A 9528-nucleotide genomic window follows, 5' to 3' on the forward strand; every position below is an offset into this window, starting at 1 on the left:
GCGCATGACGGCGATATCGCCCTCGTGCCATGCGCCTTCGAACCAAGTGCGGATGTTTTTGCCGAATGCCATCGGTGCCTCCTTCGTATCGGGCGCGATCCAACCACTCGCGCCCCGCGAAGTCCATACGACCGATTGTATCGGTGTCAGGTGTCGTGAGGTCCGGTCATGGGAGCGGGGCTGCGTTAACCGCATCGCAACTGCGACCTGCCTAGGCTTGCGGAAGTTTCGCCCCTTGTGGCTACCCGTAACTGGAGATTTGGCATGACCCTGGCCCGGCGCAGGCGTAAACGTCTCTTCGATCTGACGCTGGCGGTGCTGGCGCTGCCCGTGGTCTTGCCGCTGATCGTGCTGGTCTGGTTGGCGGTTGCACTGGTGCAGGGGCGACCGTGGTTCTACGGCGGCGAGCGGATGCACAGTCCCACGCGCAGCTTTCGGATGTGGAAGTTCCGCACAATGGAGGCGGAGGCGGGCGATCACGGCATCACCGCCGGGCATAAGCGCGCGTGGATCACCCCGCTTGGGCAGATCCTGCGGCGGTGCCACGCGGATGAGTTGCCGCAAATCTGGAACGTCCTGCGCGGCGATATGAGCTTCGTCGGACCGCGCCCTCCGCTGCGCGAGGTGGTGGCGCATTTCCCGCAGCTCTATGCGCAGGTGCTCGCAAGCCCGCCGGGGATCACCGGCCTCGCGAGCGTCCAGTTTGCACAAAAAGAGGCGCGGCTGCTGGCACGATGCCGGACGGCGGAGGAGGCACGGCGGATCTACGATCAGGCTTGCGTCCCCGAGAAAGCCCGGCTCGATCTGCTTTACCAAAGACAGGCCTCGTGGCGGCTCGATCTTGCGCTGATCTGGCAAACTCTGAGCGGAGGGATCGCGTGAGGGAAGCGCTCACCGACAAAATCGCGACGCGCCTGATCGCGATGGCGCGCCCGCGCAAGGCGGCTGTCATCGCGACGCTCGATGCGCTGCTCGCGATGGCGTGCCTTGCGTTGGTGTTGCAACTCACGCCTGCCTTGAGCCGCGGGGGCCTCGGGGGGAATGCCTGGCTCCTGGTCCTGACCGGAAGCGGTCTCGCCGCAGTGGCAAGCCTTGGCACCGGCTTGGCGAGCATACCCCTGAAGGTTTTCGCTATGCTGGGGGCGGGAAGGGCGGTCGTCCTCTCCTGTTTCCTTGCACTGGCCCTCTGGGCCGGCCTCGGATGGCAGGGTGGCGGCACTGCGCTCTTCTTTGGTTGCGCGTTTCTATCGGGCATCGTGGTCCAGCGCCGGGCGCTTCTGGCGCTGACGGGATGGCTATATCGACGCTCGAACGTCGTCTCGCGCATCGCAATCTACGGTGCTACGCCGGAGGGGATCGCGCTGGCACGGGCGTTGCGCGACCGGTCCGGGTTCTTGACCTGCGCCTATCTCGACGACAGCCCGGTTTTGCGCGGCGCGACGTTGGACGGGGTGCCAGTTCTTGGCCCCGCGGCGCGCAAGGCGCTGATCCGAAAGTTCAATGTCGATCGCGTCGTCCTCGCCGATCCGCGCCTGCCCGAGCCGCGCAAGGCCGCGCTGGCGCGAGACCTCTCGCGCCTTGGATTGCGCTGCGAGGCGTTGCCGGAATTCGCTCTGCTGGTCGGCGGCCCGGATCTTGCTGCGCGGCTTGAACCGGTGCGCCCCGAGCGTTGGCTGGGCCGCTGCGAGATCACCGGGGGCGACCCGCCCGAGGCGGAGTTCTACCGCGGAAAATCCGTGCTCATCTCGGGGGCGGGTGGCTCCATCGGGGCAGAGCTTTGTCGTCAGATTCTCGTCTGTGGCCCGGCGAAACTCGTCCTGCTCGAACTCTCGGAGCCCGCGCTGTTCGCCCTCCTGTCCGACCTGACGCCACTCGCCGCCCGCGCGGGTGTCGACCTCGTCACCCGGCTCGGCTCCGCCGGGGACGCGGCGCTGGTGCGGGAAATCTTCGCACGCGAGGTGATCGATGCCGTGTTCCACGCCGCCGCCTACAAGCACGTCGCGCTGGTGGAGGAAAACCCGATTTCCGGATTCGCGAATAACGTCACCGCCACGGTCTGTCTCGCGCGGGGGGCGCGGGCCGCGAAAGTTGCGCGGTTCGTGCTGATTTCCAGCGATAAGGCGATTGCACCGCGCTCGGTCATGGGCGCGTCGAAACGAATGGCCGAGCTGGTGGTGCAGGATCTTGCGACCCGCGCGGGCGTGACGGTTTTCTCGATCGTGCGCTTCGGTAATGTGATCGGCTCGTCCGGCTCGGTCGTGCCGATTTTCGAGCGGCAGATCGCGCAAGGCGGCCCGATCACGGTCACCGATCCTGAAGCCACACGCTATTTCATGACCATCGCCGAAGCGGCGCGGCTCGTGCTGATCGCGGGGCGCTGGGAGATCTCGGGGCGGGTCTACGCGCTCGATATGGGGGCGCCGATCCGGATCGGCGATCTCGCCCGGCAGATGGTCGAGGCGCGCGGGTTGCGGCTGCGCGGGCCGGACTGTCCCGAGGGCGAGATCGAGCTGTTGCGGATCGGTTTGCGCCCCGGAGAGAAGTTGCATGAGGCCCCCGTGACCGGCGCGCGTAGCCAGGCAACCGCGCATCCGAAGATCAGGCATGCCCCCGTGGCCCACCTCTCGGAACGCGAGACCGCCTTGCTTCTACGCGACCTCGATGCGGCTCTGGCGCAGCGCTCCCGGGAGCGGCTTGAGGAGGTCATATCGACGCTGCGGCGAATGGAAGGCGATGCCCCAGCGCCTCTCGTTTTGGACGAAGCGTCGCGTCTACAAAGCGCGGACGCGCGGGAAATCGATGTCACCGAGAAGGGCTGGCGCCGGCAAAACGGAACGCCCGGAAGCGAAGTGGCAAGCGCCGTGAATGAGGACGCGGCGTTCGTCCCTGCTGAAACGCGCGGCGTCGCCGTGCCAACACGAATGCCGTTTCTTCCCGCCCCGCCCGGCGCGCGGGTCGCGTCAGGCGAAAGGATCGTGGGGATAGCCGACCGCGCTTAGATAGAGGCCCTGCGGCGGGCAGACCGGTCCGCAAGCTGCGCGGTCGCGCGCGGCGAGCGCTTCGCCCACGCGCTCGGGCGGCCAGGATCCGGCGCCGACGCGCTCCAGCGTGCCGACGATTGAGCGGACCTGATTGTGTAGGAAGCTGCGCGCGCGCAGGTGAAACCGGACCTCGCGCCCATGCGGGATGTCGATCGCCTCGATACGGATCTCGTCGAGCGTTTTGACCGGCGAGTTCGACTGGCACATTGTCGAGCGGAAGGTGGTGAAGTCATGATGCCCGATCAGATGCGCGGCCCCTTCGCGCATCGCCTCGATATCGAGCGGGTTGAGGACCTGCCAGACCAGTCCGCGGTCATGGGTTGCCGGCGCGCGGCGTTGCACGAGCCGGAACAGGTAGCGCCGCTCCTGCGCCGAGAATCGAGAGTGGAATTCGTCTTCGACCCGGGCACAGGTGAGGATCGCGACCGGCGCGGGGCGCAGGTGATAGTTCAGCGCCTCCGACAGCCGGAACGGGTCCCAATCCTTCGTCAGATCGGCATGGGCGACCTGCCCCGTCGCGTGAACACCCGCATCGGTGCGACCGGCCGCCGCGATCGTGTGGGGGCCGGGTTCGAGCTTCGCCAAAGCCGCCTCGACCGCGCCTTGCACCGAAGGCTGGTCGGCCTGACGCTGCCACCCGGCGAAGGGCCCCCCGTCATATTCGATTTTGAACGCGTATCTCGGCATGGAGCGGCCATAGCCCGAGCGCGCCCCGTTTCGCAATCCCCTCCCGGTCCCGCGCCGCGATTGCGGACCCCTTGCACGGGGCGGCTTGCCCTCGTCATGACCCGGAGCTACCGATTGCCGGTCGGGCAGAGAAGGGCGCGGATATGAGTTTGACGATCATGGCGGCGGTGCTGGGCGCGGCCTTCCTGCATGCCCTGTGGAACGCGCTGATCCGTCTGGGCGGCTCGAAAATCCGCGCCATGGTGATGCTGTCCATTGCCGAGGCTCTGATCGGGCTTGTCGTCGCTTTGTCGCGGCCCATGCCGGACAGCGCCGCGCTGGGCTGGATCCTTGCCGCGGGGGTGATCCATTTCGGCTACAAGTTCTTCCTCGCCCATGCCTATGAGCAGGGCGATCTGAGCCGGGTCTATCCGATCGCGCGCGGAACCGCGCCGATGATGGTGGCGATCGTCTCCGCCGCGCTGGCGATCGATGCGATCAGCGGGCTCGAATATGCGGGGATCGCGGTGCTGGGGCTCGGGATCGCCCTGATGGCGCGCGGCGTGTTCACCGATGGCGAAAGTCGCCGCTTGCTGCCCTATGCGCTGGGCTCGGCGCTGGCGACCGCGAGCTATACGCTGGTCGACGGGATGGGCGCGCGCATCTCGGGCGAGCCCGTGGGCTATGTCGGATGGATCATGGTGCTGGGCGGGGTGTTTTTCGCGATGGGCATGGTCGGGCTGCGCGGGACCGCGATGTTGCGCGCCGCGCCACGCGAATGGGGGATCGCGACGCTAGGGGCAGCGGCTTCCTATGCGGCTTATGCGATCTCTATCTGGGCGATGACCCGCGCGCCGATCGCGCTGGTCGCAACCCTGCGCGAGACCTCGATCCTGTTCGCGGTGCTGATCGGCTGGCTCGTCTTCGGCGAGAAAATGCGGATGACGAAGGCGCTGGCGGCGTTGTTGATCGTCTCAGGCGTGGTGCTGACGCGGGTCTGAGCGATTAAAATCGCGGCTGGCCTTGGTCGTCGCAGCTGGCAGGCATGGCGTCGTCCGCCGGGCGCGCGATCAGGTGTCCGGTCACGATTTGCAAGGGCGTGAAGGGCGGCTCCTGAATCGCGGGCTGGACTTGGCGGGTCACATAGCAGCCGCCGAAATTCTCGGTCGTGCCATCACCCGTCCGGGCGCTCACTATCACCCCGAGCGTGGTGTAGATCGAACCTGCCGCGCCTTCCGACATGACCGGGCCGATCGTGACCGAGGCTTCGGCGGTGTCTGCATAGCCTTTCGCGAAATCCGCATAATCGCCGTTCTTTTCGGGATCGGCGAAATAGCTCCAGGCGCGGGCGTAGTGATGCAGCGAGATCGCGTTATAGAGCGAGCGGATCAGCGCAGAAGGGGACGAACGGTCGTCGAGATAATCCGGCGCGGCCATGGCCGATTGCGCGGAAAGCACGAGAGCCAGAAGTACGAGACTGCGGCGCATGCGACCTCCGTTTCGCGACCCATGCGGCATGAGGCGCCGCGCCGGGGCCGCAGTTCGAGTCAGCTTCTCTCGGGCACGATTTGTTGCACGATGCCGACGAGCAGCAGGTAGATGGACGTGACGACCAGCCCCCAATGCGCCCAGCTTGCCGGGTCGAAATCGACCCATGCGGCCCAGCCCGCGAAGAAGGTCCACAAAAGCGCCATCGGCAAGGAGACCGCGCGCCAGCGCTTCGTGCGCACTGGGTGGATGAACTTGAGCGGTAGGAACATCGCGATCGCGAGCGCCACGACGACGAGCAGGATCGTCCAATAGCCGGGCTTGAGTGCGAACAGCACCAGTACCAGCATGTTCCACGCGCCCGGGAAGCCCTGGAACGAGTTGTCCTTCGTCTTCATCCGGGTGTCGGAGAAATAGACGACGCTGCCATAGGTGATCGCGATGATCGCGAGCCAGCCCGTCCATCCCGGCAGCAGGCTCGACTGGAACAGCGCGAAGGCGGGGATGAAGACATAGGTCAGATAGTCGATGATCAGGTCCATAAGGACGCCGTCATAGAGCGGGAAATTCGCCTTCACATCGTAGCGCCGCGCGAGCGGGCCATCGATCCCGTCGACGAAGAATGCGGTGACGAGCCAGAGGAACATCAGCGCCCATTCGCCCTCTGCGGCCGCGAGAAGCGCGAGCATCGACAGCACGGCGCCGGTGGCGGTGAGGAGGTGAACGAACAGGGCTTTGATGCGGATATCCATCTGCCCGTGATGCCGGATTTGCGACGCAGGGGCAAGCGAACTTCAGGCGCGCGGATGGCTCTTGTCGTAGATTTCCATCAGCCGCGCGGCATCGACGGCGGTGTAGATTTGGGTCGTTCCGAGGCTCGCGTGGCCCAGCAGTTCCTGAATGGCGCGCAGGTCGCCGCCGGCCGCCAGCAAATGCGTCGCGAAGCTGTGGCGCATCGCATGCGGGGTCGCCGTGGAGGGCAGGCCGAGCGACATGCGCGCCCGCTCCATCGCCTTGGAAATCATGCGCGGATTGAGCGGCTTTCCGCGTGCGCCGTAGAACAAGGGCGCATCCGGCTCGGCGGGGTAGGGGCACAGGCGCATGTATTCCGCGACGGCCTCGCGGGCGGCGGGCACGACCGGCACCAGCCGTTCCTTGTCGCCCTTGCCGCGGATGCGCAGCACCTCGGGCAGGGGATGAGCGTCGGCGCGCAGGGCGAGCGCTTCGGAGATTCGCAGCCCGCAGCCGTAGAGCAGCGTCAGCACGGCGGCGTCACGCGCGGCGATCCACGGCTCCATCGCCTGCGTGTCGACCTGTTCGATCATCCCGGCCGCGGCGTCCTCGTTAAGCGGGCGCGGGAGTTTGCGCTGATATTTCGGGCTGCGGGTCGAGAGGATGTGGCTCGCATCGAACCCGTCGCGATCGGCGAGCCAGCGGATGAAGCTTTTCACCGAAGAAAGCGCGCGGGCGAGCGAGCGCGACGAGACCTCGCGGCCGCGTTCATGCGCCATCCAGGCCCGCATATCGGAGGGGCCCAGCTGTGCGATCCGGGCGGTGCCCAAGCTCTCGCCATGATGGGTTTGCAGAAAGCCAAGGAAGCTCGCCACGTCGTGCCGGTAGGCGGTGATCGTGTGATCGGAGGCGTCGCGCAGCCCGCGCAAATGGCTCAGCCATTCGGCGAGCGCGTCTTGCAGCTCTGCGGACGGCTCCGCCATCAATCCAGCCAGCGGCGCATCGTGCGTTCGAATACGCCTGCGAAGAAGGCCAGAAGATCGGTGCCTTGCGACGGTTTGAACTGATGCGGATCCTCGGCGGCCATGACAAGCATGCCGGGCAGGCGGCCCTCGCCCAGATCGAGCTGCATCAGCGCCTCGGAGCGCACCCAGTTCGCCGCTTCGCCGAAGATCGCCTCGGAGCCCGGCACGGTCTGGCGCAGCACGACCTGTCGCGGCTGTCCGCCACGCCCGCCGCGCATGTATTCGGTGATGAAGCCGGGTTCGGCCACGCAAAGCACCTCGCCCAGCTGGCGCAGCGCCGGGTCGTTCTCGTTCTGGTGGCTTTCCAGCACGAGGCGCACCGCGTCGACGCGCAGGATCTCGGCCACTTCGGTCGCGAGGTTGGACAGGAAGGACTGGAAGTCATGCGGGTCGAGCATCCGCAGCACGGCGCGGTGAATCTGGTTCGTGCCCGCGAGGTTCTCATAGGCCGCGGCGATGACAGACCGGTGGGTATCTTCCAGCCGGTCGAGCCGCGCCTCGAGCCGGGACATGGCCGCGCCGCGCAGGTCGACGATATTGCCGCCCATCGCGGCCTCGTTCGCAGCGATCAGCGCCCGCATCAGGTCGCGGTCCTCGAGAATCACGTCAGGGTCGGAAATGATCTTGTCGCGGAGTTGCTCCACGAGGGCCGGTTCGGTCATGCCTGTCTCGTCGCTGGTCGATGCATCATTTTTTCCAAGCATACACGATGCGCCCCGCGACGCAGTCGAAAAAATCGGCCCGCTCGACGAAAAAGGCCCGCCGGAGAGGCGGGCCTTTGCTGTATCGGACTCACGCGAGAAGATCAGATCTTCTGGCCGGTCGCTTCCCAGTCCTTGAGGAACTGGGCCAGACCCTTATCGGTCAGCGGGTGGTTGACCATCGACTTGATGACCGCCGGCGGTGCGGTGATCACGTCGGCGCCGATGCGGGCAGCATCGCTGATGTGGTTCACCGAACGGATCGACGCGGCGAGGATCTGGGTCGTGAAGTCGTAGTTGTCATAGACCGTGCGGATGTCCTCGATCAGGTTCATCCCGTCGAGGTTGATGTCGTCGAGACGGCCGATGAAGGGCGAGATGAAGGTCGCGCCCGCCTTCGCGGCGAGGATCGCCTGCGCGGTCGAGAAGCACAGCGTGACATTGACCATGTGGCCTTCGGATGCGAAAGCCTTGCAAGCGGTCAGGCCGTCCCAGGTCAGCGGAACCTTGATCGCGATATTGGGGGCGATCTTGGCGAGCTTCATACCTTCTTCGATCATGTCCTTGGCTTCGGTGGCCACGACCTCGGCCGAGACCGGCCCGTGGACCATGTCGCAGATTTCTTTGGTGACTTCGAGAATGTCGCGGCCCGATTTCAGGATCAGCGACGGGTTGGTGGTCACGCCATCGACCATGCCCAGATCGTTGAGTTCCTTGATCGCGGCGGTGTCGGCGGTATCGACGAAGAATTTCATGGCAGCTCTCCTTGGCGGCAGTCGCGAGCGTGTTAGCGCAAAAGTGGCGACGGCGAAAGAGGTCGCAGCAGGACGGGGGCTCCGCCCCGCGGCTTCGCCGCTCCCCGGGATATTTAGCGCAGTTGGAAGACATGGCGATGTCTGAACCCGGTTGGTTCGAAGAGGGCGCGCGGGTCGCGGTGCTGACGGCGGAGCCGATCGGGCGGCCGCTCGATTATCGCGCGCCGGAGGGCGGTTGTTTCAGCGGGGCTTTCGTCGAGGTGCCGCTGGGGCCGCGCAAGGTGCTCGGCGTGGTCTGGGGGCCGGGCGAAGGCGGTTTCGATGCCGCCAAGCTGCGCGCGGTGAACCGGGTCTTCGACGTGCCGCCGATGCGCGACGAGCTGCGGGTGTTTTTGGAGCGGATGGCGGAGTACACGATGACGCCGCTGCCGCAGGTGCTGCGTCTGGCGACGCGCGCGCCGGGCTTGGGCGATCCGCCGGGGATGCGCAAGATTTACCGGCTGGGCGACCGGGAGCCGTCGCGGATGACCGATGCGCGGGCGCGGGTGCTGGAGGTGCTGGAAGAGCATGGCGGTGCGGGCTTCTATCTGAGCGAGTTGGCGCATCTGGCCGGGGTGACGACGCAGGTCGTGAAGGGGCTGGTGAAGACCGGCGCGCTTATCGAGGCGGAGGTGCCGCGCGATCAGCCGTTCCCGCGGCTCGATCCGGCGCGGCCCGGCAAGGCGCTGTCGGAGGCGCAGACTGCTGCGGCGGAGGCTTTGCGCGCGGGCTCCGGGGCCTATTCGACGACGCTACTGAAAGGCGTGACCGGCTCGGGCAAGACGGAGGTCTATCTGGAGGCGGTCGCGGAATGTCTGCGCAAGGGGCGGCAGGCTTTGGTGCTGTTGCCCGAGATCGCGCTGAGTTCGGAGTTTCTCTCGCGGGTCGAGGCGCGGTTCGGCGCGCGCCCCGGCGAGTGGCATTCAGGGGTCACGCAAAGCGAGCGGCGCAGGCTGTGGAAGGCCTGCGGTGCGGGCGAAGTGCAGCTTGTCGTCGGTGCACGGTCTTCGCTGTTCTTGCCGTTCCGCGATCTGGGGCTGATCGTCGTCGATGAGGAGCATGACAGCTCCTACAAGCAGGA

At 66.4% G+C, this 9528-nt stretch carries 10 protein-coding genes; 4 read left to right on the plus strand and 6 right to left on the minus strand.

Translation table 11 applies throughout. The features are described from left to right. The first annotated feature begins 264 nt into the window (after positions 1–264). Together B3D39_RS09845 and B3D39_RS09850 are read left to right on the plus strand one after the other, a co-directional pair. Positions 265–882, plus strand: coding sequence for a sugar transferase (locus B3D39_RS09845; RefSeq protein WP_274961924.1), 618 nt, complete (start codon positions 265–267; stop codon positions 880–882). After that, positions 879–2999: a polysaccharide biosynthesis protein gene (locus B3D39_RS09850; RefSeq protein WP_274961925.1), complete on the plus strand. Its 2121-nt coding sequence runs from the start codon at positions 879–881 to the stop codon at positions 2997–2999. Before B3D39_RS09845 ends, B3D39_RS09850 begins: the two co-directional genes overlap by 4 nt. On the opposite strand, the gene truA is transcribed toward B3D39_RS09850, so the two are convergent. After that, a complete protein-coding gene (gene truA, locus B3D39_RS09855; protein WP_274961926.1) occupies positions 2961–3728 on the minus strand; it encodes a tRNA pseudouridine(38-40) synthase TruA in 768 nt (255 codons plus the stop codon). The genes B3D39_RS09850 and truA overlap by 39 nt on opposite strands. A 143-nt stretch (positions 3729–3871) precedes the next feature. On the opposite strand from truA, the gene B3D39_RS09860 reads away from it, so the two are divergent. Beyond that, positions 3872–4708: a DMT family transporter gene (locus B3D39_RS09860; RefSeq protein ID WP_274961927.1), complete on the plus strand. Its 837-nt coding sequence runs from the start codon at positions 3872–3874 to the stop codon at positions 4706–4708. A gap of 4 nt (positions 4709–4712) precedes the next feature. On the opposite strand, the gene B3D39_RS09865 is transcribed toward B3D39_RS09860, so the two are convergent. From B3D39_RS09865 to fsa, 5 genes are all read right to left on the minus strand, one after another. After that, positions 4713–5195: a hypothetical protein gene (locus B3D39_RS09865; protein WP_274961928.1), complete on the minus strand. Its 483-nt coding sequence runs from the start codon at positions 5193–5195 to the stop codon at positions 4713–4715. Between the two features lie 59 nt (positions 5196–5254). Further along, a complete protein-coding gene (locus B3D39_RS09870; protein ID WP_274961929.1) occupies positions 5255–5947 on the minus strand; it encodes a CDP-alcohol phosphatidyltransferase family protein in 693 nt (230 codons plus the stop codon). 42 nt (positions 5948–5989) lie between these two features. Continuing rightward, complete coding sequence (locus B3D39_RS09875) at positions 5990–6910, minus strand: tyrosine recombinase XerC (RefSeq protein ID WP_274961930.1); 921 nt, start codon at positions 6908–6910, stop codon at positions 5990–5992. Then, on the minus strand, positions 6910–7614 hold the full coding sequence (locus B3D39_RS09880; RefSeq protein ID WP_078542595.1) for a DUF484 family protein: 705 nt from the start codon (positions 7612–7614) through the stop codon (positions 6910–6912). Before B3D39_RS09880 ends, B3D39_RS09875 begins: the two co-directional genes overlap by 1 nt. A gap of 143 nt (positions 7615–7757) precedes the next feature. Further along, the gene (gene fsa / locus B3D39_RS09885) at positions 7758–8408 is read right to left on the minus strand and encodes a fructose-6-phosphate aldolase (RefSeq protein WP_078542596.1); all 651 of its coding nucleotides are present in this window, start codon (positions 8406–8408) and stop codon (positions 7758–7760) included. Between the two features lie 137 nt (positions 8409–8545). Here fsa and B3D39_RS09890 point away from each other — a divergent pair. Next, positions 8546–9528: DEAD/DEAH box helicase (locus B3D39_RS09890; RefSeq protein ID WP_286789641.1), on the plus strand; the 983-nt coding region annotated here is incomplete at its 3' end.

This window comes from Thioclava sp. UBA3469 (assembly GCF_002378135.1).
Classification (GTDB): domain Bacteria; phylum Pseudomonadota; class Alphaproteobacteria; order Rhodobacterales; family Rhodobacteraceae; genus Thioclava; species Thioclava sediminum.

Excerpts from the sequence above, each read along its gene's own strand:
- B3D39_RS09845 (WP_274961924.1), top strand. The coding sequence starts at position 265 with ATGACCCTGGCCCGGCGCAGGCGTAAACGTCTCTTCGATCTGACGCTG.
- truA (WP_274961926.1), bottom strand. The coding sequence starts at position 3,728 with ATGCCGAGATACGCGTTCAAAATCGAATATGACGGGGGGCCCTTCGCC.
- B3D39_RS09860 (WP_274961927.1), top strand. The coding sequence starts at position 3,872 with ATGAGTTTGACGATCATGGCGGCGGTGCTGGGCGCGGCCTTCCTGCAT.
- B3D39_RS09865 (WP_274961928.1), bottom strand. The coding sequence starts at position 5,195 with ATGCGCCGCAGTCTCGTACTTCTGGCTCTCGTGCTTTCCGCGCAATCG.
- B3D39_RS09870 (WP_274961929.1), bottom strand. The coding sequence starts at position 5,947 with ATGGATATCCGCATCAAAGCCCTGTTCGTTCACCTCCTCACCGCCACC.
- B3D39_RS09875 (WP_274961930.1), bottom strand. The coding sequence starts at position 6,910 with ATGGCGGAGCCGTCCGCAGAGCTGCAAGACGCGCTCGCCGAATGGCTG.
- B3D39_RS09880 (WP_078542595.1), bottom strand. The coding sequence starts at position 7,614 with ATGACCGAACCGGCCCTCGTGGAGCAACTCCGCGACAAGATCATTTCC.
- fsa (WP_078542596.1), bottom strand. The coding sequence starts at position 8,408 with ATGAAATTCTTCGTCGATACCGCCGACACCGCCGCGATCAAGGAACTC.